Origin of the sequence: Coraliomargarita sinensis, from assembly GCF_003185655.1 — a bacterium.
Lineage (GTDB): Bacteria > Verrucomicrobiota > Verrucomicrobiia > Opitutales > Coraliomargaritaceae > Coraliomargarita_B > Coraliomargarita_B sinensis.
Window position 1 is genome coordinate 110,057 of record NZ_QHJQ01000004.1, and the last position, 24,818, is coordinate 134,874.

Here is a 24,818-nt window from a genome sequence, read left to right on the forward strand (position 1 = left end):
ATCTATATTTGCAAGGTATCGACCATGATCCCGTGCAGCTCATTATTACGGATGTATCCGGGGAGTTGTTCCGGGCCCGCACCCATTAAGAACAAGTCGACGTTTTCCGAAGTGTGGTTGTTCGACGTCCATCCCACCGAGCAGATCTTTTTTAGTTCATCGTCAAAAGCACGCGTCATGCGACTGTTTAAATAATTCACTCTGGGGTTGTCGATTGCGGCCTGAATATCGGCAGACTGTTTTTCGGCAGGTGTGATACCGGTCGCTTCCCTAAATAGGTCCGGATTGAATTCTCCGGCCGAACGAAAGCGTTCTTCCAACCACTCGAAGCTGTATTTAAACTGATTGATTCGATCAAGCGCCGGGCCACTGTCACGGTAGCCGCGCCCGCTTCCATCAAGCTGACAGCCACCCGTACCGTGGTCCGTTGTCACGATCAGCATGGTATCCGGATGCTTTTCAATGAAATCCAGGGCGATTGGAATACAATTATCGAACTCCAGAAGCTCGTGCAAGATGGCTCCGGGATCATTGGCATGACCGGCATGATCCACCCGACCCGCTTCGACCTGAAGCGCGAACCCACTCGGCGACCCCTCAAGATTCGTCAGCGCCGCCTTGAACATTGCCGCCAAACCGGGCGTGTCTGCCAGAGAGGTGTCGTTTTTACGGTCTATCGCATACGGCATGTGCCCCTCCGCAAAGATACCCAGCAGCTTCTTGTCTATTTTTGCCTGCTTTTTGAGTTGCTCACGATTCCGGGCCACCCCGTAACCCGCATCGGCGAAAGCGTTGAAGTAGTCGACCTGCTTGCCGCCTTCCTCGACTTGTGTAAAGAATTTGGAGCCACCGCCCATCAGTAGATCGATTTCGCGATCAAGATATTGGGCGACAATAGCCTCTTGATCACTACGATTCGCCGCATTGGCAGCAAAGCCGGCCGGCGTGGCATGCGATACCGTACACGTCGTGACCAGGCCCGTTCGTTTACCTGCCCGCTTGGCCCGAACAAATAATGGTGTCAGTGACTCACCATCGGGAGCAGTATTGATCGAACCATTATTCACCCGGTGTCCCGACCCCCAGGAACTGGCTGCCGCAGCCGAATCCGTTACCGGAGAGTTCAGTGATGCCGTATCCTGAGTGCACCGACGCAGGTCGGCGCGTTGACTCAGATTCATCCAATTCAAGAGCTTGCCCTTGTTGCGCTCGTTCCAGTGATGCGCCAGCCCCAATGTACCATGGCACATGCCATCGACAACGAGGAAGATCAGGTTCTTGGCCCTGTTGTCAGGCTTAACCTGCGCGGATACGGCTTGCCCCGGCAGGAGCGTGCCAGCCAGACCGGCCAGACCGGCACCTTTGATGAAATTTCGACGGGAATGGGATGATTGAACTTGAGACATCTATTACGGGGGCAAGGTGAAACTATCATGCATCACTGACGGCGCATTTCAAAGACACAAAAAAACGCCGTCACTTATTAAGAGACGGCGTTGTCAAAGAATATCAACTGCTTAATCGCGGTAGCCTTCAATCTGACCGGACTTGTAACGCTCCATCAGGAGGCCGGAACCGGTAGAACCTTCGTAAGCAGTCTTATTGCTCATGGAGCCGGAAGAATCTTCAGCCGATGCAGGTTCTTCGCTGCCAGCTGATTCGGTGCCACCGCTGGAAGCACAACCCAGAACGAAGAGGCTAAATATCAGTAGTGGGAGAATGTATAGGAGTTTCATAATGAGTATAGGATGGATGAGACATAGACTATTTAAGATTTTCCTAAGTATTGCAATCACTTGATTGAAATTATTTGCCGTTAGAAAGTTAGCTTCGAATGTCACAATCCCAGCCTTGTCTTGCCATTAAATCGGGATAATTAACTTAGTTATACAAAACGACATGCCCACTACTTCCAAAACGAAAACACGCTTTCCATACTTCAATCGCGAACTCAGCTGGCTGGCATTTAACCGCAGAGTGTTGGAGCAGGCCGAGTCCGAGGATTATCCCTTGTTGGAACGAATGAAGTATCTCGCTTTCGTCAGTTCCAACCTGGATGAATTTTTCGAAATTCGCGTGGCCGGGCTCCTGCAGCAGGTCAAGTCTGGCGTCATCGAGCGCGGCCCGGACGGACTTGGGCCCAAGGAACAGTTAAGGCGCATTCAGCTTATTGTGAAACGTCTGGTCAACGACCACTACAGTTGCTGGGAAGAGCAAATCATGCCCGGCCTTAAGAAGGAAGGCGTCATTTTCAGTGACTACGATGGCCTGACCAGAAACGAGAAAAAGTGGGTCGAACGGTATTTTGAAGAACAGGTATTCCCGGTCCTCACGCCTCTGGCGATTGATCCGGCCCACCCTTTTCCCCAGCTGACGAATAAAGCACTTTATATTCTGGCCTCGATCGATGATCCGGAAACGCGCATCATCGAGCGCATGATGGCGATCATCCCGGTTCCCCGGGTGTTGCCACGCATTGTCAAAATCGAAGCGCCGCGCAGAGGCAACCCGGATGTGTATATTTTTCTCAGCGATATCATTCAGCGCTACGCGAAACGCCTCTTTCAAGGCTACCGCGTCAGTTCGGCCGTGCCCTTCCGCATCACCCGAAACAGCGACCTGTATATTGATGATGAAGAAGTCGAAAATCTCCTTCGTAAAGTTGAAGAGGAGTTGATGAATGTACAAAAGGGGGCAGCTGTACGCCTTGAAATATCCAAAGGAGCCGACCCCGTGCTCGTGCAGCAGCTGCTGGAATCCATCGACCTGAAACCTCAGAACATGTTCACAGTCGACGGCCCCATCAACCTGCTTCGGTTGATGAGTGCTTATGATCTGATCGACCGGCCCGATTTGAAGTTTGCCCCCTTCACGCCTCATGTGCCGCGGGAGCTAACCCCGCCGGAACGCATTTTCGACAGTATCAAGCAGAAGGACATTCTGCTCCATCACCCGTTCGACAGTTTTCAGCCCTTCGTTGATTTTCTGAATCAGGCTGCGCGCGACCCGGAGGTTTTTGCCATCAAACAAACCCTCTACCGCACGTCAGGGGATTCCCCAATTGTGGAAGCCCTCATGGAGGCCTCGCGCCGGGGCAAACAGGTCACCGTGCTGATCGAAATCAAAGCAAGATTTGACGAGGCCAATAATATCCAATGGGCCCGGCAACTGGAAGACGTCGGCGTGCATGTGGTTTACGGTCTGGTGGGCCTGAAAACGCACTGCAAAACCTGCATGGTTGTCCGCCGCGAAAAAGGCAACCTGAGGCGCTATGTCCACCTCGGCACCGGCAACTACAATCCCAAAACGGCAAAACTTTATACCGACCTCAGCTACTTTACAGCGAAGCGCGAAATCGGGGCTGAAGTGGCTGGCCTTTTCAATACGCTCACCGGATTTTCCCTCACCCCTACATTCAAGAAACTGTTGGTGGCTCCGTTCACCCTGCATAACCGCATACAACGCTGCATCCGTGCGGAGACGCGTAACGCCAAAGCCGGACTACCCGCACGAATCATCGCTCAAACCAATAGCCTGGTCGACCAGCAGACAATTGATAACCTCTACTACGCTTCTCAAGCGGGGGTAAAAATCGATCTCATCGTCCGCGGCATCTGTAATTTGGTGCCAAATGTCAAAGGCGTGAGCGAGAACATTCGGGTGCGTAGTATATTGGGCCGCTATCTGGAACATAGTCGGATTTATTATTTTGAAAACAGCAACGGCTCACAACCGCTGATGTATGCCGGCAGTGCCGACTGGATGCCCCGTAACTTTTATCGCCGGATCGAGGCTGTCTTTCCGGTCGAAGATGTCGAACTGCGGGAAAAACTTTATGACATTCTGGAAAAACAACTGCAGGATAATAAAAACGCCCGCCTTCTCCGGGCGAACGGCTCTTATAAAAAAGTATCGTCCAAAAAGATCGGAACTCCCTATTCGGCACAGGAAGCTTGCATGGACGAAGCCAATGCGAATCGCCAGGAACTGGAAAAAGAATTGTTGGAAGAAACCGAACAGTAATACCTTTTCCCGTTTCCGGCAGTGTCCTGACCGGTCAATATGCCGGAACTTTGCGTGGAAGTGGCACTCTACAGTTATGTCCATGGCCGGAATCGCCCGTTTATTCGGACGAATGGCCTTTTAACTGGACTTAACATTCGCTCAGAAACATAACCTTCGGACCGAAAAATTATGAAAAACCAGCCTCAAAATCAGTCTCGCCGAGACTTCCTCAAAGCATCCACCGCCCTCGGGGCATTTACCATTCTCCCCAGCTCGGGCTTGTTCGGTAACAATGCCGTCAGCCCGAACGAAAAAATCAATTTAGCCGTAATTGGTTGCGGCAATCAGGGAAACAACGACCGCAGATCGCTACTGGGGTCCGGCCATTGTAATGTCGTCGCTCTTTGTGACGTGGATATGGAGGGCGGCCACACCTATCAGGCACGATACCAACACGGCCTTGCGCCCGCTCCCGCCGGTAAGGAGAACGAAGTTTACCCCCACAAGGCCAAGGGCTACACTGATTTTCGGGTCATGTTCGATGAAATGGCCGATGAGATCGACGCCGTACTTGTCGCCACACCGGACCACTCCCACTTTGCCGCGGCCATGCTCGCCATGTCACTCGGCAAACACGTTTTCGTGGAAAAGCCGCTTGCTCACACTTTCGGTCAGTGCGAACGCCTGATCAAGATGGCTGCCAAGAACCCGAATCTGGTGACCCAAATGGGCAACCAGGGTTTTTCCGGCGCCAATTACTTCCAATTCAAAGCGTGGTCGGAAGCTGGAGTGATTAAAGACATCACCCGCATCACCGCGCACATGAACCGCCGTCGTCGCTGGCACGGCTGGGGCACCACCGTGGCGAATTACCCCGAAGATCCCATGCCGGAAGATCTCGCCTGGGAAGTCTGGCACGCGACCGTCCCCACCAACCGCCCCTTCAGCAAGCGGCTCCACCCGCAGGAATGGCGCAGCTGGTACGACTTCGGCTGCGGCGCGTTCGGCGACTGGGGGCCGCATATCCTCGATACCTGTCACCACTTCCTCAAGCTCGGCATGCCGACAGCGATTCGTGCACTCGGTTTTGAGGGCATTAATGCCAGTGGCCTGGTCTACCCGCAGGCCAGCACCATTCAGTTTGCCTTCCCCGAACGCGGTCCCGGCCTCCCCGCTTGTGATGTGACCTGGTATGACGGCACGGGCAACAAGCCCAAGCTCGAAGGGGAATACACCGACAGCGGTGAGCCGGAAGAACTCAATACCCCCGGCAAAGTCCTCTACAGCAAGGACCTCGTCTTCATGGGTGCCAGCCATGCCTCGCCTCTGCAAATCGTACCGCGTCAGAAATTCATGGATATGCGCAAGTCACTGCCCCGGTTCCCGCAGAAGAACTCCAATCACTATGAGAACTTCCTGCTGGCCTGTAAGGGCGAAGAAGAATCCCGCTCTCCGTTCGGCATCAGTGGCCCGCTTTCCCAAGTCTTCAATCTGGGAATTCTTGCCCAGCAATTCGGCAGCGACCTCGAATTCGATCCCGAGAGCAAGCAAATCACCAATAACCCGATTGCACAGGAATTGCTGGATCCGGCTCCCCGAAAGGGCTGGGAAGAGTTTTATAACCTTTAAGCCCTGACATGCCTAACATGATCAAACCGATCCTACTTAGCCTCACCGGTCTGCTGGTTTCGCTCAGCGCATTCGGCAACCAAATATCCGAAGATCAACAGCATTTCGTCAAACGCTACGAAAAGCATAAAAAACTGGTGCCGCCGGGCGAGGCTCTAATCAACAAAGATCCGGAGCCGAAACTCTGCTGTGGTTTCACGGAGCTCTACAACGGCAAGGACCTCAGTGGATGGACCGCCCGCGGCGGCGAGTGCACCTTCGAGGCCAGAGGCGATGTCATCGTCGGCACCACGGTCAAGGGCTCCCCCAGCACCTACCTATCGACAGACAAAGAGGACTATGAAGACTTCATCTTCACCGCCGAGCTGAAGTGGGAAGTCGCCGGTAACAGCGGCATTATGTTCCGCGCCCAGCGTAAAGCGGGCAAAAAACACGAGACCGTCTACGGCCCGCAGTGCGAAATGGAGGGCGATTTTGCCGACGATCGCCGGGGCTGGTCCGGCGGCATCTACGGACAAAGCGACGGCGGCTGGATTTATCCCCTTTGGCTGGAAGCTCATGCCGAAGCGCGGCAGGCTTTGAAAAAAGGCGAATGGAATCGCGTCACCATTCAGGCTGTGGGCAATGAATTCAAAACCTGGATCAACGGCGTGCCCGCGGCCCGCTGGATCGATGCAAACGGGGAATATCCGAAAGGGTTTTTCAGCCTGCAGGTGCACTCCGGCAAGCAAGGCGAAATTCACTTTCGAAACGTGAAGGTGAAAGAGCTCGAACCGGGCTGGAAGGACCTCTTTGCGTCCGGCGACTTTTCCCAGTGGACCAAGGTGAACGGTGACCCCGTCCCCCATCAGTGGACCATCAACGACGGGATTGTTCACCGCGAAAAGAATGGCGGTGGTGGCATCATTACCAAAACCCAGTACAAAGACTTCGAACTGCGCTTTGACTGGAAAATCAGCGAAGCGGGTAACTCGGGCATCAAATACCGCACCCGCGGCCGTCTCGGCCTGGAGTATCAGGTACTCGACGACGACAAACACAAGGACGCTAAAGACCCGACACATCGTGCGGGCTCGCTCTACGATATTTTAGCCGCCCCTGACGATAAGCCACTCAACGCCCCCGGCGAGTGGAACAGCGGGCGCATCGTTGCCCATGGCAACCACATCGAGCACTGGCTGAACGGTAGTCTGGTCGCTACCATTGAACTCGGCAGCGACGACTGGAAGCAACGCTTCGAAAAGAGCAAGTATCGCAAGCACGAGGGCTTCGGCACATGGACCGGCCCGATTTTGCTTCAGGATCACTACGATAAAGTTTGGTATCGGAATATCCGGATACGTGAACTGTAGTCCCCAGATCAACAACTCCGTCAGCAGGCTTTCAACCCAACCTGTAACTTATTCCCTAACCTAATATCCCAACAAATGACAGATCAACTCGACCGCATCTCGGAAATTCAACAACGTGGTTTTTTAGGACGCCTCACCGGCTATGCAAAAATGACCGGCCCCGGATGGGTGCAGGCAGCGGTTACCCTGGGCGGAGGTTCTCTGGTTGGGGCACTCTACCTCGGCGTGATCGGTGGCTATCAATTCATGTGGCTCCAGCCCCTCGCTATGCTCTGCGGGGTCATCATGTTGAGCGCGATTTCCTATGTTACCCTTTCCTCGGAAGAGCGGCCCTTTGTCTCGGTTAAGAAAAACATCTCTCCGAGTTTGGCCTGGGGCTGGCTCATTGCCACCGTGGTTGCCAACGTCGTCTTCTGCTCCGCCCAATTTGCTCTGGGTACCGACGCAGCGCAGAACAACCTTGGGGTATTATCCAAGTCCGAAGCCCCTTATTTGATCACTGCAGTGTTCGCAGCCGTCGGCCTGACACTTTTATGGCTCTCCCGCAAAGGCGGCTCCGCATCCCGAGCCATTGACAATGTTCTGAAAGCTCTGGTTGCCGTTGTCGTATTGGCATTCATGGGCGTGGTCGTGGTGTTGGCCAGTAAGGGCGCCATTGCCTGGGGCGCCCTTTTCAAGGGCCTGATCCCCGACTTCAGTGCTCTCTTTAAACCTACGGCGACCTACACCGAAGCGATTGCCGCGACCGGTGAAAGTGCCGGTTTTTGGTCCAAATATATCGCCGAAAATCAGCGTGATGTCATTATCGGGGCATTCGGCTCGGCTGTTGGCATTAACATGACCTTCCTGCTGCCCTACAGCCTAAAGGGCAAGGGTTGGGGCAAGCCCCACCGTGAGCTTTCCTTCTTTGACTTGGCACTCGGTCTTTTCGTCCCCTTTATCCTCGCCACTTCTTTTCTGGTGATTGCCACGTCTTCACAGTTTCATGCACGGGCGGATGGTGTTCACTCCGAGACCGCCTACCGCAATGTCATCGACCAGCGCCTGGCGAATGTAAACGACGAGTTCGACAGCCTGCCCGACGAGGCGAAGCAAGAGCTCCGCGAAACACTGCCACAAGCCGACAAGGACATGGGCGTGATGCTGGCCAAACGGAACGCCCGTGATCTGGCAAGTTCCCTGGAACCGTTTCTCGGAAAGAGCTCTCAACTGATCTTCGGTGTCGGTGTTCTGGCCATGGCGCTCAGTACGATGATCGTGCACATGATGATGAACGGCTATGCGATCTCCGAAGCTTTTGGCCGGCCCGGTGAAAAAGGTATTTTCATGATCGGTGCCGCCATGCCGGCGCTGACGGGCTTCCTCTCCCCCATCCTCTGGAGCGGGGAAACCAAGACCGCACTGGTCGTGCCCGCGGCGGTCATCGCCACCACCCTGCTGCCGATCGCCTACTTTATCTTTATTCTCTTGATGAATTCCAAGAAGGCACTCGGGCCGGAACTCCCCAAGCATCGCGGCCTGATCAATGTATTTATGATCTTCGCGGCCGGTGTCGCCACCTTCGCCTCGGTCTGGAACCTCATGGGCAAAGCTTCCGGAGGCGGCTTGGGAAGCACGATCGGTGTGATCGGTCTCATTGCCCTTCCCTTGCTGATGCTCGTCGGGCTTATCGGCTTTCTCCGGAGTAACCGCGCCTAACATTTTCTCTACAGAAACAAATTATGAAATTCGGAATAATAGGAACAGGAATGATTGGCGGCTTTCACGCCAAAGCAATTGATGCTATGCAGGGCGGTGAGCTCGGCGGCGTCGCCGACCGCGCTGTCGAACGGGCCAACAGCTTTGCCGAGGAATACAACACCAAGGCCTACGAATCCGTGGATGTCATGCTCGCGGATCCCGAAATCGAAGTCGTTACCATCGGCACACCCTCCGGCGCGCACTTTGAACCTGCCATGGCGGCGATCAAAGCGGGCAAGCACGTTATCATCGAAAAGCCGCTGGAAATCACGACCGAGCGTATCGACGAAATGATGGCTGCGGCCAAGAAACAGAGCGTGACCCTGGCTGCCGTCCTCAACCGCCGCTTTCACCCCGGCATGGATGCTTTTAAAGCGGCGGCCGATGCCGGCCGCTTCGGCAAACTCACCTCGGCTTCGGCTTACGTGAAGTGGTATCGTGACCAGGCTTACTACGATTCCGCCGGCTGGCGGGGCACCTGGGCACTCGATGGCGGCGGTGCCCTCATGAATCAATCCATCCACACGATCGATGCGCTCCTCTACCTTGCCGGTCCGGTCAAATCGGTGCAGGCCAATACCGCCTGCCTCGCGCACACCGATATCGAGGTGGAGGATATCGCCGTGGCGATTTTGGAATTTGAGAATGGCGCCCGCGGCGTGATTGAAGGCAGCACCTGCTCGTGGTCCAAGGACGGCCATCCGGCGCGTGTGCAACTCGCCGGCACCGAAGGCTCCGTCTTCCTCGCCGACGAAAGCTTTGAGATCTGGGATTTCATGAACGAAACTCCAGAGGACGACGAGATCCGCGGCAAGTTCATGAAAGGCGCCGATACCGGCCTGGGAGCCAACGATCCAACCGCGATCAACTTCTACCAGCACCAGCGCAACTTCGAAGAAGTCGTCGCCTCCATAAAGGAGGGTCGCGAGCCGAGCACTTCGGCCACGGAAGCGCGCAAGAGTGTCGAACTGATCCAGGCGATCTACGAGTCCGCCCAGAACGACGGCAAGCTGGTTAAGCTTTAGTCAAAAATCGAGTTCACTTATACCGAATTCAGAAAGGTCTGTCTCGGTAGGCTCGCTTTGTAGCGATGGCACGATACATGTCACGCTGTCTTTTCCGGCGTAACCCGGTGAAGAGAGAAGCTTCGTTGAGCGTAGGCGGAGTGTCGTCGATTATCAGCTCGTATAGATCGATCGACCTTGCTCTCGCAAGGTCGGTACGAGGACAAACCTTCTTGGAACTGGTATTAGTGGCCGCCGCAACATGACGGCATGTTGGGCATGGCGATTTTCGCACTGGGTGTGGTGTCGGCTTCCAAGTCGCCACAGGCGAACTGGATACCAGCCAGGTAGTGCTTCAGCAGCATGGGGTTCCAGTAAATGTGGTGGTTGTGGCCAAGGCTGCTGTAAAAGACTTTGCCTTCGCCCACTTGCTGGACCCAGGCAACCGGGTAATCGTTATCCTCGCGCCTCATGCCCTTCACCTCGTCACTCCGTTCGGGGTCCAGATGCAGTAGAATACGCAGTTTTTCCCGCGAGTAGGGCTCGGGCTTGAATTGATAGATCTCCTCGACGATTTGAAAGTCTTTCACCTTGCCGAACGCCGGTTTGTTGGTGGCATGCTCCGGATCCTCGACGACTATCGTCACCTTTGAATTGGCCCCCCAGGGGTGTCCCCAGAAATAGCCGCCGATGGCTTTACCGTAGGCTTCATGATTGTAGCAGCTGTCGGTCGCGGCGTGAATGCCCACCAAACCACCGCCCGCCTTCACGTAGTCGATGAGATTATCCATCAGGCGGTTGTGACGATCTTGCAACCAGGCCAGATCTGCTTCCGAGTAGTTTTTCCGAGCCTTCTTATTCGGCATGAAAAAATCCTGCGTGGTATTGAGCAGGACCACGGAATCAAAGGTCTTCAAGACATCCGGTTCGAAATTTGCCGGATCGTCACTAATAACCGTCTCGTAAGCCCCGGTCGCCGCTCCCATCTTCTCGAGAGCGAATTGACCGGTGGGAATCGACCTGTGACGAAAACCGGCGGTCGCGCTGACCACCAGAATGCGACGCTTCGCAGCGGGCTCGACCACGGGAACCTCGGGTAAAGCAGCCTCTATCTTTTCCGCATGCTCCTCGGACACGGGTTTGTCGTTGAATTTCGGAACAAAATCAACGGCGGCCTGAAGGCAAACGGTCGAGGCAAGAAAAAGAAGAGAGGCTGCTTTCATAAGGATATACTAGACGGTTCGAAGGCTTACTGTTTTTCCTTGTCGAAGGCGGCATCGAAGGCCACGTCACTCGCGGAAAAGTCCATGTCCTTGGTGAAGGCACATGCCTCGGCACCGCCTCTGAAACGGTCCATGCGCGAGTCCTCCCATTCGATGGAAAGCGGACCGTGGTAGCCGATATCGTTGAGCGCCACGATCACTTCCTCGAAGTTCACATCGCCTCTGCCGGGAGAACGGAAGTCCCAGTAGCGGCGATAGTCACCAAAATCAGTGTGACCACCAAAGACCCCGACATCGCCGTTGGAGTGACCCCACCAGGCATCCTTCACGTGAGCGTGGAAGATCTGGTCGCGGAATTCGTAGATAAACTTAATGTAGTCCACCCCCTGATAGCCTAGGTGGCTTGGGTCGTAGTTGAAGCCGAAACGTTTGTGGTTGCCGATTGCTTCGAGCGCACGTCTCGCGCTGGCGATATCAAAGGCGATTTCAGTCGGGTGCACCTCGAGCCCGTAATAGACATCTTCTTTATCAAAAGCGTCCATAATCGGTTTCCAGCGCTTGGCAAAGTCCTCAAAACCGGCGTCGATCTGCCCGGGAACCACTGGCGGGAAGGAGTAGAGCAAGTGCCAGATGGATGAACCGGTAAAGCCGTTCACCACGACACGCTCCGGAGCGCCGCCGGGCTTGGCATCGAAGAATTTACGTGCAGCCTTGGCCGTATCGATCATTTCCTGTGCGGCCCGCTGGCGAACCCCCTCGGGATCGCCGTCACCCCAGATCTCGGGACTCAGAATCGCTTTGTGCCGCTCGTCGATATGATCGCAGACGGCCTGCCCCACAAGGTGATTGGAAATTGAGAAGCAGCTCAGACCATTTGCTTCCAGTTGTTCCCACTTCTTTTCGACGTAGTCAGACTCATTCAGGGCCTTCTGTACGTCAAAGTGATCGCCCCAACAGGCGAGCTCCAGTCCGTCGAAGCCCATTTCCTTCGACTTCGGTGCCAGCTCGGCAATGGGAAGGTCGGCCCACTGGCCGGTGAATAATGTAACATGTCGTGACATAGGTATGATGTTTTTGGGATTTCAGGTTATGGTTATAAAAATCAACGCTTCTTCCAGCCCTGCTCTTTGCAGATCTTGTCGACCTTTTTCAGGAGCTTGTTATCACCATCGATAAACTGATATTTCTTCAGGTAGTGGAATGCACGGTCGAGTTCCAGCATCTTGCCACGATAGGATTCGGCGTCGTCGGCAGAGGCGACCGCGAATTCCTCGAGGTAAGCCTGAATCAGTTGATTCGCATCAGCGCGGGCCTCCTTGTTTTCCAGATAAACGATCGATTCGAGCAGGCGAAGGGCCTTGTCAACTCCTTCCATGCTTTGTGCGTCTTTACGAATGCTGGCGGCAATCTCCGTCCGCTTGTTCATGGTGGCCTCCACACTCAAACGGCCATCCGTACCGCCGTCGAGGGGGCGAGGCCGCAGCGGGCGATACCAGATATTTCGAAACCGAACGGGATTTCCGTGGTCCTGCAGGCGCAGGCTACCTTTTTCCGGAAAGACACGGTCCAGGTCCTGACGTGTCTTGTGTCCGCCGCCACCTTCAAGCGGCGTGCTGTCCTGCACCACGACACCGTTCACCAGAACGGTCAAACGACCGGAATCAAGAACTTCACCATCGCGAACGATCGGACGGCGGAAAATAATATCGTAGCTCTGCCACTCACCGGGAGCCCTTAGAGCGTTGGCGGCAGGCGGCATCACACCGTACACCGAACCGGCGCTGCCGTCCGGATAGGTCGGATTGCGGTAGTTGTCCAGGACCTGAACTTCCACCATTCCGTTCAACAGAAAGACACCACTGTTTCCGCGGCCCTGTCCACTCCCCTGCACTTCTTCGGGAGCCGCCCATTCGACGTGCAACTGGCAATCACCAAATTCCTCCTTGGTCGCGATGTAGCCGGAGCCGCGAACCGCCTGCATGTAATCGTCGGTAAAAATCCAATCGTTCTTACGCTTGTCATCCGGACGCAGGTGCTTCCAATTTTCCTGACTTTGCTTGCCCTCGAACAAGACGATGGCATCGGATGGCGGATCGCCATATTCATCCCCCGGGACCACCAGCGGCGGCTGCGGGCGGTTCATATCATGGACCGCCCAGGGATGATGCTCGTCGGGCGGCTCACCGTAAAAACGGGCGGCATCGAGAGCCGAAAAACCGGCAAGGAGTGTGAGTAAGATCAGGATTTTTTTCATACAGTTATGATGCTAAGAATGAGTCGTGGGTACACGCGTCTACTCTTTTAATAGTTTAATGGCGGCGTCATTTCCAGCTCCGACGGCTACGTCGTAAGCGGAATCACCGTTATCAGCTTCGACAGCGGGATCCACGCCTTGATCCAATAAAAACTGCAACAGCTCAGTATCAGCGCTGGCCGCCGCTTCGTGCAGTGGCGTGCCACCGCGCTCGCTCAATACATTTACGTCCGCACCGCCCGCAACCAATACTTTCGTGATCTCCAATCGATTCTTTGCTGCCGCGTTGTGCAGCGGCGTCCAGCCGGCTTTGTCCCACTCGTTCGGCTTGGCCCCGGCCTTGAGCAATTCGGATGCAACCGTAGGCAAATCGCGATCCACCGCCAGATGCAGCGGCGTGCGCTGGGAAGAATCCTTTACATTTAAATCGGCATCCGCCGCAATCAAAGCCTTGGCGATGTCACCTTTTTTGCGCAGGATCGCCTGGTGGAGGGGGCGCAATTTGGGGTGCTCCCCCTGGTTGGCCCGTTCCGGATAAAGCTCCAGCTGTCGGCGGACATCCTGAAGATCCCCCTGCGCAATCGCCTCGTCTATCGTATCGTATTTTGAACTTTCGGTCGGCGCACAACCGGCGCAGACCAAAAGTCCGACGATCACGAGACAACGGACGACGCACAGGGGGGACTTCATGAATACACCTTCTACCCGAGATCGACCTTGGTCCACTCGTTGTTGTTCTTGTGGGAGGTGACGGCGGCATCGATAAAGGCAAGCCCCATGCGACCGTCGTCGACGTTGGCGTAGCGACTGCCGTCACTGCTCCACTCTTCGCCGGCCTTCCATGCGCGGACGTCTTTTTCGAATTCACGGTGGAGTCGCGCGTAAGCATCGTGGAACGCTTCGACGTGACCGAACGGAATCGTTGGCTCGTCGAGCAACCACTGCGGGACATCGCCGAGGAAGCCGTCGTTGGCCTCGACACAGGCCCGGTAATAGGTGCGGTCCGGTTGACCGGGCAGGCAAATGGTAACCGCCTCGGCATCTTCCTGACGCCACTTGAGCGTACCCTTGGTGCCGATCACGACGATGCCGAGATCATTCTTGGAACCGTGGGAAATCTGGGACGCACGCACCAGGCAGCGACCGCCGTTGGAGAGCTTGCCGTAAACCGTGAAATGGTCGTCGATCGGACGGCCCGGCACCATGCACTCACAGTGCGCGGAAACTTCCGTCACATCCAGACCGGTGACAAAGCGCAGTTGTTCCAGCGCGTGGCTGCCGATGTCGCCACCGGCACCGGATGCGCCGGCCTGTTTGGGGTCGGTGCGCCAGGACGCCTGTTGCTGACCGGTGTCTTCCAGCTTATCGGCCAGCCAGCCCTGCATGTAAGAACTGTCGACCCAGCGGATCTCGCCGAGAAGCCCGCTCTGTACGATGAAGCGGCTGAACCAGCTCGTCCAGTGCCCGACATAGGTGTAGGCCACCGCGAAGGGAATGTTCTTCTCCTTGGCTTTGGCCACGAGCTTGTCGGACTCTTCAAGCTTCAGTGTCAGCGGCTTTTCACAAATAACGGGGATACCTGCTTCGAGCGCCTTGTAGGAGGGATCGAAGTGCACGAAGTTGGGCGTCACGACGACGATGTAATCGAGACGCTCCTCTTCCGGCAGATCCTTCTGCGCTTCGATCATTTGATCATAGCTTTCGTATCCTTTTACCGGATACGGCCAGTTCTCCGCTTCCTCCATCGCGACCTTGGGATCGGGATGCAGGGCCACGGAATGCACCTTACGGGTTCCGTCGAAGTGAATTGCTTTCTGGTGGGGGTTGGCGATGAAAGCGCCGCCTCCGCCGCCAACCATACCGACTTTGAGTGGTTGTTTGGATGCCATAATTTCGTTTCTATTTTTTAGGTTGAATTAAAATGCGGTTTCTTCGTTCGGATCAGGCTTGGCACTTCCCAGCACCTTCGGCTTGTAGCCGCCTTTGCTTTTAAAGTATAGGAACAGAGCGATGTAGCTCAACAGCATGAAGGCCGGGAATATGGTAATTTTCGCCAACGATGACTGGTTGGCCTTTTCCTGGATCACTGTTGCCTGTGCACTTTGCTCTTCCGGCAGAGCAGAGACTCCCAGCTGACTGACGGCAGTGTATTTTGCAATTGAATACCCGCCAAGCTCGAAGTCCTTCTCCTCAACAATCGCGTCATGCACCTCAGGCATTTCCTCGGAAATAGCTTTGTTGGCCGAACTTTCCTGGAAATATCCAATAATAGGGCTGCCGATAATCCCGACACAAAGCATACCAATACCGGCGATTGCATTAAGTGTCAGGGCACCTCCCTTTGGCGTCTGCTCCGCTACCGTGCCGAGCATCGTAGGCCAAAAGTAACTTTTAGCTACCCCGTAAATCGTGGCTGCCGCGAAGATGAAGATCAAGCCATGCGCGAATGACAGAAGGTAAAGACCAATAATAGCTACTGCAGAGCACGCCATCAGCAGACCGAGAGGGGTCATTTTTTGAATAACAGGACCGGCGTTGAAGCGGAGTACCATCATAATAGCGGATGTGTAAATAAGGACGAGCGTCGGGCTCCAGCCCATTTCCTGCAATGGACCAGCCATGAGTCCGGAAATTGCACCATCAGTTCCCAGCTCTGTGATCGCCAGGGGCATCATAATGATAACCAGACAAATCAAAAGAGGATCGCCCAGCTTGCGGCAATAAGCTCCAAAGCCACCTACGCTGACAATGATGAGCACCCAGGTGAGCCATCCCGGCCAATTGGGGATCACCTGACCCAGTTGAAAAAAGATAAGCGTGAAGGCCACGAGCGCACCGACGACACCCAGTTCGCCCAGCATTTCTTTGTAGCTGGAGCCAGCGGCCACACGTTCGTTAACCGGAAACTTTGCTTTCAACAGCATAACCAAGTAGACCAGTGCTGGTGCAAACATAAATGCAATGAGCACACGCCAGTCCGCTTCGATCGCACTACCGAGCACAATGAAGAGGATACCCCCGAAAACCAGACCGGCCGGCCATCCGGCATGAAGAATGTTCAGCCATTTCGATTTTTCGTCTTTGAATAGTGTCGCAACCACCGGGTTGATGAATGCCTCGACCGTGCCATTGCCAAGTCCGAGGACAACCGATCCCCAGTAGAGGTAATTCCAAGCGCTACTCCGAGCCGCTTCGAGGTTTTCCGGAGAGGCCCCGTCAACCAAGCCGTAGGCGATTAAAGCGAGCGCCCCGAAAACGGTGTAGCAGCCAAAACTAAAGAGCATGGCAAACTTGTAACCGACACGGTCGATAATCAGACTGAAAAGAATGATACTTATGGCGAAGGGCCAAATTCCAGCGCCGAAGAGGACACCGGACTGGACTTTATCCAAGCCGAACTCGTTCGCCCAAATGCCGCTGTTGATTAAGTCAGCGCGCATAATAAAGGCCATCGAGGTGGTGATTAGGGCAATAAAGCAGCCCCAGAATACTATCTTGTCGTTTTTACTATGTTCCATGGGTTGGGTTGTAGGTTGAGGTAATTAAGAATGGGCAAAGGCATGGACGCGGGCTTCGCTGTTGAGATAACCGCGCTGCGATGTTTGATTATTTTGGCTACTGAAGCGACGCCGGTAGCGCAACGGTGTAATTTTTAATTCGAGCCGAAATGCGCGTGTCATATTGGTCTGGTCATTAAAACCGCATTGCACCGCGATATCGGAAAGACCGACCTCGGAATCACGCAATAGTTTGCAGGCGGCATTCAAGCGGGTCTTGCGAAGATACATGAGCGGGGTCAGGCCGAAGGTCTTGCGAAAAAGGCGCTCCTGGGAACTCACGGAAATCCCCCCCACCCGGGCCATGTCTGCCACCGATAATTTTTCACGGTAATGCGCACGCACATAGTCCACGATGCGGCGCATTTCCGGGTTATCGGCATAGACCGCATCTGAATCACTGATAATCCGGGCCACGCCTGCCATCCCAACCACTTCTCCCAGCTTGTTACGAAGGGGAAGTTTTGAGGTGCAGAGCCAGTCCAGGGAGCCGTCGGCAGAAGGCACGAGCTCGATTTGATTAAAAATCGACTCGCCGGTGTTCATTACCCTCTGGTCATCTTCAAAAAATGCATCGGCCAGAAAGTCCGGACTGTAATCGTAGTCTGTTTTGCCAATCATGGCTTCGATGCGACTTTCGCCCAAAGTCCGGGCAAAATCCTGACTCCCCCCCATGAATCGGCTTTTCCGGTCCTTCACAAAGAAGTAGGCGCCCGGCACGGTACCGAAGAGTTCCGCTATCCATTCACCCGGTGCCAAAGCGTCAAAGAATGTTTTCTGAACATTCACCGGGTGATCGCTGTCTTGGGGTGTTGGCTCCATTCTAAGCAGAACATTGAAAAAGCATTCATTGACGAAATTTGACAAGAACAAAACTCTTCCTTCGCCACATAAGAATCGATAAGTTCAGATATTTCAGCATAAGTTCTTGTTTTAGGACATAATCATCAACAACTTACAAACAATAGAATCGGCGATAAAACCCGACATGTTCCCAAAAGATCCAGCTTCTTCTCAAAAATTTTGTTTGCAAGAGAGGCAGGATAAATGTCAAATTCAGGCTTTCACACCCAAAATAACACATCCCAGTCATGGCAAACGATAATCAAGAAACAGACCTCGGACTCACCCTCGGCATGCTCACGCTGCGCATTTGGCTCGCCATTCGCGCCATTCAAACCGGCATTGAAAAGTTTGCCGGCACCGGAACCACAGCCAAGGCAGTGACGATGGACGGTGCCCCCAATGACTATGGTTTGACCGAAGCGGCCAGCTACAAGACTTACGCCATCTCGAACTATCAGGGCGTGCCCGGCCCGCTTTACGATAAGTTTGCCAGCGAGCCTCTGATTCCGGATTGGGGCCTTAGCCTGTACAATGTGATTCTCGGACCGGCCCTGCTGATTCTCGGCTTCGCCCTCCTTCTCGGTCTGGCAACCCGCTTTACGCTGTTTGCCATGGGCCTGCTCTACACCAGCCTGACTTTCGGCCTCATCCTCATCAACCAAAGTTCCGGTGTGGCTTGGTTGGGCACACACATTTTGCTGATTGTCGCGGCCCTCGCACTGGCCAAATATAATCGCTTCGCCATCTTGAAAAAGTGGTAATTTCACCTCTTTTATAAGCATTATGAATACCGAGGTTACTTCCACACTCTCCCGCCGCGACTTCATCACCAAGGGGGCCGCAGGTGCCGGCCTCATGATGGGCGCACCATCCATTCTCAAGGCAGGACCCGCCGGAACGGCAGACGATCCGGTTCGCGTTGGTTTTATCGGCTGTGGCAAACAGCACGAAGTTCTTTTCAACGCGATGGTCAACATCCCCGGCATCAAGTATGTCGCTGCGGCCGACATCATGAAAGACCGTCTGGGGCGGACTTTCGGTGCCATTCGCGGTCGCTTCGACACTAGCATCAAACGCTACCTGAGCGTCGAGGAAATGCTGGAAAAAGAAGCGGACAACATGGATGCCGTCTTTGTCGCCACACCTGACTTCTGGCATGCGCCGCATACGGTCATGGCACTTGAAGCCGGGGTGCACGTCTACTGCGAAAAGATGATGTCCAACACCCTCGAGGGTGCCCGCAGCATGGTCGATGCCATGGATCGCACCGGTAAGCTCTGCCAAATTGGACACCAACGCCGGAGCAATCCCCGTTACCAGTTCACTCTGGAGGAACTGATCAAAAAGCACAAAATCTGCGGCCAGATCATCAACATCAACGGTCAGTGGAATCGCGCGCTGAGTTCATCCCAGGATATTGTTTCCAAGCCGTCCATTCTTCCCGAAGCTGACGTGCTCAGGGAGGCAGGCTTCAACAACGGCACGGACAAGAAACTGACACAGGAAGAACTCCGCCACCGCTTCCTCAACTGGCGCTTCTACAAAGCACTTTCCGGCGGTCCGATCTCCGACCTGGGCGCTCACCAGATCGACATCTTCAACTGGTTCCTCGATGCCCGGCCCACCTCGGTCATGGCCTCCGGTGGTCGCAGCTACTTCAAGGACCGCGAACACTTCGATAACGTCATGTGTGTCTTCGACTACGAAACACCACAAGGCAATGCCCGCGCGTTTTATCAGGTGCTCACCACCACCAGTGCCGGTGGCGGTTACTACGAGTCCTTTATGGGCACGGACGGCACCATCGAGATCTCCGAACGCGAAGCCTACACCAACATCTACAAAGAGTCCGGTGCCGACGGCGCAAAGTGGGACGAACTGGTCAGCCGCGGTTATTTGAAGAAGGAAGCAGCCGGTGTCGCCGCCGGTGGCAGCGATGCGATTGCGTCCTACGAATCCGCTCCGCCGGACAAATATGCGCTTCCCGGCGGCCTCTCCAAGCCCCCGCACCAGCCGCACATCGAAAACTTCCTCGACGCGATTCGCGGAAAGGCCAAGTTAACCTGTGATGCGCGCCATGCTCTCGAATCCGAGGCCCCAATCTATTGGGTCAACCCTGCTGCGGAGAGCAAGGAAATCATCAAATTCACCGACGAACATCTACACACCTAAACAACACATATGAAGTATCTGACACCTCTTACACTTGCACTCAGTGCTCTGCTCTTTGCCGCATGCGGCGATAAGGGCGGTGCTTCTGACGAATCCGCTTCTTCCGGCGGCAATGACGGCGCATCCGCCTCATCCGGCGGCAGCACAGCGCTGAAAACTGACATCCCACCGGAACTGATCGAAGGTACACCGCAACCGATTAAAGTGCCTAACCTCGAGCAGGCACCATCCAGCGCGCCCTCGCTCATGGTACCGGAAGGCACGGCCCTGCTCTCCGCAGGCAAGCCGGTTACCGGTTCAGACGACTGGCCTATCATTGGCGACCTCGCCTACATCACCGACGGTGACAAGGAAGCCGGTGAAGGTTACTTCGTGGAGCTTATGGACGGTCTACAGTGGGTTCAAATCGACTTGGAAGCTCCTGCCGACCTGAGCGCGATCTGGATCTGGCACTACCACTCACAAGCCCGCGCTTACCATGACGTCATTGTTCAGGTTTCCAACGATCCTGAGTTCAAGGAAGGTGTCACCACTCTCTTCAACAACGACTATGACAACTCCGCTGAAATGGGTAAAGGCTCCGGCAAACCCTACGTCGAAACCCGCTTTGGTAAGCTGATTGATGCCAAGGGCACAAACGCGCAGTACGTCCGCCTTTACAGCAATGGTAACACATCGAACGACATGAACCACTACATTGAAGTGGAAGTGTTTGGTGTCGCCGAGTAATCGAGTCTTCACGTTATCTTTTCAAAGCCCGCTGTTCGCAGCGGGCTTTTTTGTGTGTCACTGCCCAAAAACTTTTTCAAAACGTTATGATTCTATCTTAACAGCGAACTTGCGCCAGCAAGGTCGAAATAGCTCCCGTGTTGACCAAGAGACGGCACTGGCGTGCCATCACTAAGAGCTATATACCGCCACATCTGGGTAGCGCTAAGTTAAGGACTATAAACGTGTACACGATTCGCCATCGTCGGCAGCCTGCTTTAGCCGGCTGCCCGCACGTGCAAACAATAGAGCCGACTCGATCGATTGCACGGCTAAAGCGGAACGAAGCCATCACACTGTACGTTATTCAAAAAGTGAGTTCTCACAAAATTATTGGACGAGCCTTCATTTAATAATTGATAAGCCGGCCGCTTTTCTTTCTGAAGATAAGTGCAAGACAACAATATGCCGAAGTAGCTCAGCTGGTAGAGCAACTCATTCGTAATGAGTAGGTCGTCGGTTCAAATCCGATCTTCGGCTCCACCTCCCCGACCTTTGATGGAGAGCGCCAGTCGCCCGGTTATACCGGACGACTTTTTTTGTGTCCAAACCGTTCAATTGTCGGTAGTTTTTTGTGCAGTAATCGTTCAAATTCTGTAAAGAATAGACTTGCTCAAAGCAGCTGCTTGTATTAAGAATTACTAATATCTCATAAGAATGGAATCAGTTATACTTAACAACAACGTCCTTCGTGACGGTCACCAGAGCCTCGCCTCCACCCGGATGCGGACTGAGCAGATGCTCCCGATATGCGAACAACTCGACAACTGGGGCTTCGGCGCTTTGGAAACCTGGGGCGGGGCCACCATCGACTCGGGGCTGCGCTTTTTGGATGAGTTTCCCTTCGACCGATTGGATGCTCTAAAGAAAGCCTGTCCGAAAACCCCGCACATGATGCTGTTGCGCGGGCAGAACATTGTGCAATACGCCCACTTCCCCGACGATGTGGTCGAGGCCTTCGTCAAAACCTCGGCCGATCACGGGATGAATATTTTCCGGATCTTCGATGCGCTCAACGACACCCGGAACATGAAGTGTGCGATCGACGCGGCCAAGGCGGCGGGCCAGCAGGCGCACGGCACAATTTGCTACACCAATAGCCCCGTTCATACGGTGGAGAAATTCATCGAGATGGGCGTGGAGCTGGAGAAGATGGGCTGCGATGCCATCGTGATCAAGGACATGGCGGGCCTGATCCCGCCGATGGACGCCTTCTACATCGTCAAAGGACTGAAGGAAAAGCTGAAGATCCCTGTCTGGATTCATACCCACGACACGGCCGGCCTGGGGGCCAGCACCTACATGTCGGCCATCGATGCGGGCGTGGATGCGATCGACCTCTCCATCTCCCCTTTTGCCAATGGCACCGGCCAACCGGACACCACACGGATGTTGGCGCTTCTTAAGGGCCACTCCCGATGCCCGGAAGTCAGCGAGGGGCAAATGGCCTCACTCCGGGAAATGCGCACCCATCTGGAAAAAGCGTATGGTGAGCTCAGCGACTTTACCGGACACAAGAACGAGGTGATCGATGTCGACACCCTTGAATATCAAGTGCCGGGCGGGATGCTCTCCAACTTCCGCACCCAACTCAGGGAGCAGAAGATGGAGGATAAGTTCGAGGAGGTTTTCCGCGAGATCCCGGTGGTGCGTGAAGCGCTCGGCTGGATCCCCCTGGTCACGCCGACCTCCCAGATCGTGGGCATGCAGGCTTTCCTGAATGTGAAATTCGGCCGCTGGAAACAGATCTCGCCACAAGCCGCCGATATTGCACTTGGCTACTACGGGCGCTGCCCTGCACCGGTCGACCCGGAAGTGCAGAAACTTGCGGCCAAGCAGGCCGGCAAGGAGCCAATCACCTGCCGCCCGGTCGAAGCCCCCGGAGCTGAGCACAAGCACATGGACGACCTGAAGAAGGAGCTTGAGGCCAAGAACTTCCCAAGCGATCCCGAGCACTGCGTCATTCACGCCATGTTCCCGCCACAACTTGAAGCTCACCTCAAGGGCACGAACAAGCCGAAGCCGGTCGCCAAACCTGCAGAAACACCAAAACCGACCCCGGCACCTGAAACGGCCACAAGCGCCGGACCGCAGAAGCGATACGGTCTCACGATCAATGGCAAACGTATTGAGGTCGGCGTCGAGGAAGTGATCTAGTGTCACCTAAGCGGAAGCGCTTCGGCTGCGTTGAAGACTTACTGACCAAAGCGTAAGCGCTTCGGCTACAAGATACTACTACCTACTGACCAAAGCGGAAGCGCTTCGGCGACAAGATACTGCGCTCGGGCTCAGGCATGGTGGACAGGAATGTCCACACTCCGTTTTGATCAGCCTTCTTCCGGCTTGAAGATCCGGAAACTGACGGGCTGCCCCACAACGGCACCTTCTGCGGCCAGAGCCTCCTTGGCACTTTGCATGGCCGCCTCGCTGATCTTGTGGGTGGTCACCATGACTGTAGCCATGCCGTCCCCGAACTCCTTCTGGTTCACCGAGGAAATGCTAATGTGTTCCCGGGCCATGATATCGGTGACTTTAGCCAATACCCCTTCCTCGTCCCTGACGCTTATGCGGACATAATAACAGCCTTTAAGGTCTTCAGCCTTGGACAATTCCAAGCCTTCGGCGAGTTGGGCATAAAGTTCCTCATCCTCTTTGGAGATCGCCTGTGGCGGTGCGCCACGGAGCATGAAGACCGCATCTGAGATGTCACTGATCACGGAACTGGAAGTCGCATCCTGCCCCGCACCGCGGCCAATCAAAAAGGTCGTGCCAACCACATCCCCGGTCACACTGACGCCATTGTAAACACCATCCACCCCAGCGATGACTTCTTTCTTGGCAATCAAGGCCGGGTGCAGGCGAACGGACAATTGATTGGCCTCGAAATCGCGCTTAATCACCGCAAGCAATTTGATCTTAAATCCGAGCTGCCCGGCGATCTCGATATCATCGGTGGTGATCTTACGAATCCCCTCGCAGATTATATCCTCGAGCTTCACCCATTTGCCGTGGGCCAGATAAGTCAGAATGACGGTTTTATGGGCCGCATCAATTCCATCAAGATCGAGTGCTTCATCCGCCTCGACATAACCGAGCCGTCGGGCATCCACCAGCGTCTCTTCGAAGCTGATGCCCTCCCGCTCCATTCGTGTCAGGATGTAGTTGGAGGTGCCGTTGAGAATGCCGTAGATGAGGCTAAAGCGATTGGCCACCAGAGCTTCACGTATGGTCTTGATAATCGGGATCCCACCGGCCACCGACGCTTCGAAAAAGTAGTGCGCTCCATTCTCCCGGGCGATACGGAAGAGTTCTTCACCGTGCTCACAAATCAGGGCTTTATTGGCACTGACCACAATCTTGCCCCGTTCGAGCGCACGGCGCGTCAGATCCAGCGCTTCCTTCGTCCCGCCCATTAATTCGCAGACAATATCAATCTCCGGGTTATCCACAACCCGGGCCGCATCGGTTGTCAGCAGTGATTCCGAGACCTCGACTTCGCGCTTACGGGCGAGATCCTTGACCATAATATCGGAAATGACCAACTCGGCACCGAGACGATATTCGAGGGCCTCACGGTTCCTTTCAATATTCTTCCAGACCCCCTGCCCCACGATACCGAAACCAAGCAGTCCGATACGAATTTTGCGTTTTTCTGACATTATTTTTTAAAGCTGTTTTCTTTACCTTGCAGCAGGCGCCTGACGTTGGAGCGGTGACGGAAAAAGATGAGGATGCAGAGCATCAGGGAGAGAGTAAAGCGCGGGTCGGCCGAGCCGTAGAGGTTTAACGCACTGATCGGCAGGCTGAACGCAAAGAGGATCGAGGCGAGCGCAACAAACTTCGTCAGGTAGAAGGCGACCACCCAAACCAGCAAGCCGATCAACAAGCTAAGCGGCATGATGGCCAGCAGCCCACCCATGGTCGTGGCCACGCCTTTGCCCCCGCGGAACTTCAGAAATACGGAAAAGCTGTGCCCGATGATCGCGGCAATCAGACCGATGACGGCGAGACGAATTTCACCCAGAATCAGGACCGGCCAACCGGCGGCGACGAGGCCCTTGAACGCGTCGAGGGCAAAAACTGTGTTGCCCCACTTCGCCCCGAGAATGCGTTTCACATTTGTCGCTCCGGGGTTGCCGCTCCCCTGCGTAAAAATGTCCACGCCCTGCCGCTTCGATAGGATCACCGCAAAGCTGATCGAACCGATCAGATAGCCGGCAATGCTGACGACGATGATTTCTAAGGTGGACATATTATTCAGAAGACCG

General features: G+C 54.8%; 20 protein-coding genes and 1 tRNA gene. 10 read left to right on the forward strand and 11 right to left on the reverse strand.

The window, feature by feature from the left end; translation table 11 throughout:
• Positions 1–2: 2 nt before the first annotated feature.
• The gene (locus DDZ13_RS07115) at positions 3–1,406 is read right to left on the reverse strand and encodes an alkaline phosphatase (RefSeq protein ID WP_110130748.1); all 1,404 of its coding nucleotides are present in this window, start codon (positions 1,404–1,406) and stop codon (positions 3–5) included.
• A 111-nt stretch (positions 1,407–1,517) separates the two neighbouring features.
• Positions 1,518–1,736, reverse strand: a complete 219-nt coding sequence (locus tag DDZ13_RS07120; protein WP_110130749.1) for a hypothetical protein — start codon at positions 1,734–1,736, stop codon at positions 1,518–1,520.
• A 163-nt stretch (positions 1,737–1,899) separates the two neighbouring features.
• Between DDZ13_RS07120 and ppk1 the strand changes: the two genes are divergently transcribed.
• The 5 genes from ppk1 to DDZ13_RS07145 all read left to right on the forward strand — a co-directional run bounded on the left by ppk1 (position 1,900) and on the right by DDZ13_RS07145 (position 9,751).
• Positions 1,900–4,023 (forward strand): polyphosphate kinase 1, encoded by a 2,124-nt coding sequence (gene ppk1 / locus DDZ13_RS07125; RefSeq protein WP_110130750.1) that lies wholly within the window; start codon positions 1,900–1,902, stop codon positions 4,021–4,023.
• Between the two features lie 171 nt (positions 4,024–4,194).
• On the forward strand, positions 4,195–5,634 hold the full coding sequence (locus DDZ13_RS07130; protein WP_110130751.1) for a Gfo/Idh/MocA family oxidoreductase: 1,440 nt from the start codon (positions 4,195–4,197) through the stop codon (positions 5,632–5,634).
• A gap of 17 nt (positions 5,635–5,651) precedes the next feature.
• On the forward strand, positions 5,652–6,986 hold the full coding sequence (locus tag DDZ13_RS07135; RefSeq protein ID WP_110130752.1) for a 3-keto-disaccharide hydrolase: 1,335 nt from the start codon (positions 5,652–5,654) through the stop codon (positions 6,984–6,986).
• A gap of 75 nt (positions 6,987–7,061) precedes the next feature.
• Positions 7,062–8,684, forward strand: a complete 1,623-nt coding sequence (locus tag DDZ13_RS07140; RefSeq protein WP_110130753.1) for a divalent metal cation transporter — start codon at positions 7,062–7,064, stop codon at positions 8,682–8,684.
• A 23-nt stretch (positions 8,685–8,707) separates the two neighbouring features.
• Complete coding sequence (locus DDZ13_RS07145; protein WP_110130754.1) at positions 8,708–9,751, forward strand: Gfo/Idh/MocA family protein; 1,044 nt, start codon at positions 8,708–8,710, stop codon at positions 9,749–9,751.
• 224 nt (positions 9,752–9,975) lie between these two features.
• Here the strand turns inward: DDZ13_RS07145 and DDZ13_RS07150 are convergent, their stop codons facing one another.
• From DDZ13_RS07150 to DDZ13_RS07180, 7 genes are read right to left on the reverse strand one after another with little or no spacing between them, the layout of a single operon-like run.
• Positions 9,976–10,953 carry a ThuA domain-containing protein gene (locus tag DDZ13_RS07150; protein ID WP_110130755.1) on the reverse strand — a complete coding sequence of 326 codons (978 nt, stop codon included), beginning with the start codon at positions 10,951–10,953 and terminating at the stop codon, positions 9,976–9,978.
• Between the two features lie 26 nt (positions 10,954–10,979).
• Positions 10,980–12,014 carry a sugar phosphate isomerase/epimerase family protein gene (locus DDZ13_RS07155; protein WP_110130756.1) on the reverse strand — a complete coding sequence of 345 codons (1,035 nt, stop codon included), beginning with the start codon at positions 12,012–12,014 and terminating at the stop codon, positions 10,980–10,982.
• Between the two features lie 41 nt (positions 12,015–12,055).
• A complete protein-coding gene (locus DDZ13_RS07160) occupies positions 12,056–13,207 on the reverse strand; it encodes a 3-keto-disaccharide hydrolase (protein WP_110130757.1) in 1,152 nt (383 codons plus the stop codon).
• A 39-nt stretch (positions 13,208–13,246) separates the two neighbouring features.
• Entirely contained in the window at positions 13,247–13,897 is a 651-nt protein-coding gene (locus DDZ13_RS07165; protein WP_110130758.1) for an ankyrin repeat domain-containing protein, read from the reverse strand.
• Positions 13,898–13,908: 11 nt separating this feature from the next.
• Positions 13,909–15,096: a Gfo/Idh/MocA family protein gene (locus tag DDZ13_RS07170; RefSeq protein WP_110130759.1), complete on the reverse strand. Its 1,188-nt coding sequence runs from the start codon at positions 15,094–15,096 to the stop codon at positions 13,909–13,911.
• A gap of 27 nt (positions 15,097–15,123) precedes the next feature.
• Positions 15,124–16,725, reverse strand: coding sequence for an MFS transporter (locus DDZ13_RS07175; RefSeq protein ID WP_233246111.1), 1,602 nt, complete (start codon positions 16,723–16,725; stop codon positions 15,124–15,126).
• 24 nt (positions 16,726–16,749) lie between these two features.
• Entirely contained in the window at positions 16,750–17,586 is an 837-nt protein-coding gene (locus DDZ13_RS07180) for an AraC family transcriptional regulator (RefSeq protein ID WP_110130761.1), read from the reverse strand.
• A 269-nt stretch (positions 17,587–17,855) separates the two neighbouring features.
• Between DDZ13_RS07180 and DDZ13_RS07185 the strand changes: the two genes are divergently transcribed.
• The 5 genes from DDZ13_RS07185 (at position 17,856) to DDZ13_RS07205 (ending at position 22,707) form a co-directional block, all read left to right on the forward strand.
• Positions 17,856–18,371, forward strand: a complete 516-nt coding sequence (locus DDZ13_RS07185) for a hypothetical protein (RefSeq protein ID WP_110130762.1) — start codon at positions 17,856–17,858, stop codon at positions 18,369–18,371.
• 22 nt (positions 18,372–18,393) lie between these two features.
• A complete protein-coding gene (locus DDZ13_RS07190) occupies positions 18,394–19,782 on the forward strand; it encodes a Gfo/Idh/MocA family protein (protein WP_110130763.1) in 1,389 nt (462 codons plus the stop codon).
• A gap of 9 nt (positions 19,783–19,791) precedes the next feature.
• Positions 19,792–20,511, forward strand: a complete 720-nt coding sequence (locus DDZ13_RS07195) for a galactose-binding domain-containing protein (protein ID WP_110130764.1) — start codon at positions 19,792–19,794, stop codon at positions 20,509–20,511.
• Positions 20,512–20,957: 446 nt separating this feature from the next.
• Positions 20,958–21,033: transfer RNA gene (locus tag DDZ13_RS07200), tRNA-Thr, on the forward strand.
• Between the two features lie 174 nt (positions 21,034–21,207).
• The gene (locus DDZ13_RS07205; RefSeq protein WP_110130765.1) at positions 21,208–22,707 is read left to right on the forward strand and encodes a pyruvate carboxylase subunit B; all 1,500 of its coding nucleotides are present in this window, start codon (positions 21,208–21,210) and stop codon (positions 22,705–22,707) included.
• 170 nt (positions 22,708–22,877) lie between these two features.
• Here the strand turns inward: DDZ13_RS07205 and DDZ13_RS07210 are convergent, their stop codons facing one another.
• Positions 22,878–24,209 carry a homoserine dehydrogenase gene (locus DDZ13_RS07210; RefSeq protein WP_110130766.1) on the reverse strand — a complete coding sequence of 444 codons (1,332 nt, stop codon included), beginning with the start codon at positions 24,207–24,209 and terminating at the stop codon, positions 22,878–22,880.
• Positions 24,209–24,802, reverse strand: a complete 594-nt coding sequence (gene plsY / locus DDZ13_RS07215; RefSeq protein WP_110130767.1) for a glycerol-3-phosphate 1-O-acyltransferase PlsY — start codon at positions 24,800–24,802, stop codon at positions 24,209–24,211. Before plsY ends, DDZ13_RS07210 begins: the two co-directional genes overlap by 1 nt.
• Positions 24,803–24,818: the final 16 nt, after the last annotated feature.

Bases quoted from the DNA above. Each gene is read 5' to 3' on its own strand.
- DDZ13_RS07115 (WP_110130748.1), bottom strand. From the start codon at position 1,406: ATGTCTCAAGTTCAATCATCCCATTCCCGTCGAAATTTCATCAAAGGT.
- DDZ13_RS07120 (WP_110130749.1), bottom strand. From the start codon at position 1,736: ATGAAACTCCTATACATTCTCCCACTACTGATATTTAGCCTCTTCGTT.
- ppk1 (WP_110130750.1), top strand. From the start codon at position 1,900: ATGCCCACTACTTCCAAAACGAAAACACGCTTTCCATACTTCAATCGC.
- DDZ13_RS07130 (WP_110130751.1), top strand. From the start codon at position 4,195: ATGAAAAACCAGCCTCAAAATCAGTCTCGCCGAGACTTCCTCAAAGCA.
- DDZ13_RS07135 (WP_110130752.1), top strand. From the start codon at position 5,652: ATGATCAAACCGATCCTACTTAGCCTCACCGGTCTGCTGGTTTCGCTC.
- DDZ13_RS07140 (WP_110130753.1), top strand. From the start codon at position 7,062: ATGACAGATCAACTCGACCGCATCTCGGAAATTCAACAACGTGGTTTT.
- DDZ13_RS07145 (WP_110130754.1), top strand. From the start codon at position 8,708: ATGAAATTCGGAATAATAGGAACAGGAATGATTGGCGGCTTTCACGCC.
- DDZ13_RS07150 (WP_110130755.1), bottom strand. From the start codon at position 10,953: ATGAAAGCAGCCTCTCTTCTTTTTCTTGCCTCGACCGTTTGCCTTCAG.
- DDZ13_RS07155 (WP_110130756.1), bottom strand. From the start codon at position 12,014: ATGTCACGACATGTTACATTATTCACCGGCCAGTGGGCCGACCTTCCC.
- DDZ13_RS07160 (WP_110130757.1), bottom strand. From the start codon at position 13,207: ATGAAAAAAATCCTGATCTTACTCACACTCCTTGCCGGTTTTTCGGCT.
- DDZ13_RS07165 (WP_110130758.1), bottom strand. From the start codon at position 13,897: ATGAAGTCCCCCCTGTGCGTCGTCCGTTGTCTCGTGATCGTCGGACTT.
- DDZ13_RS07170 (WP_110130759.1), bottom strand. From the start codon at position 15,096: ATGGCATCCAAACAACCACTCAAAGTCGGTATGGTTGGCGGCGGAGGC.
- DDZ13_RS07175 (WP_233246111.1), bottom strand. From the start codon at position 16,725: ATGGAACATAGTAAAAACGACAAGATAGTATTCTGGGGCTGCTTTATT.
- DDZ13_RS07180 (WP_110130761.1), bottom strand. From the start codon at position 17,586: ATGGAGCCAACACCCCAAGACAGCGATCACCCGGTGAATGTTCAGAAA.
- DDZ13_RS07185 (WP_110130762.1), top strand. From the start codon at position 17,856: ATGGCAAACGATAATCAAGAAACAGACCTCGGACTCACCCTCGGCATG.
- DDZ13_RS07190 (WP_110130763.1), top strand. From the start codon at position 18,394: ATGAATACCGAGGTTACTTCCACACTCTCCCGCCGCGACTTCATCACC.
- DDZ13_RS07195 (WP_110130764.1), top strand. From the start codon at position 19,792: ATGAAGTATCTGACACCTCTTACACTTGCACTCAGTGCTCTGCTCTTT.
- DDZ13_RS07205 (WP_110130765.1), top strand. From the start codon at position 21,208: ATGGAATCAGTTATACTTAACAACAACGTCCTTCGTGACGGTCACCAG.
- DDZ13_RS07210 (WP_110130766.1), bottom strand. From the start codon at position 24,209: ATGTCAGAAAAACGCAAAATTCGTATCGGACTGCTTGGTTTCGGTATC.
- plsY (WP_110130767.1), bottom strand. From the start codon at position 24,802: ATGTCCACCTTAGAAATCATCGTCGTCAGCATTGCCGGCTATCTGATC.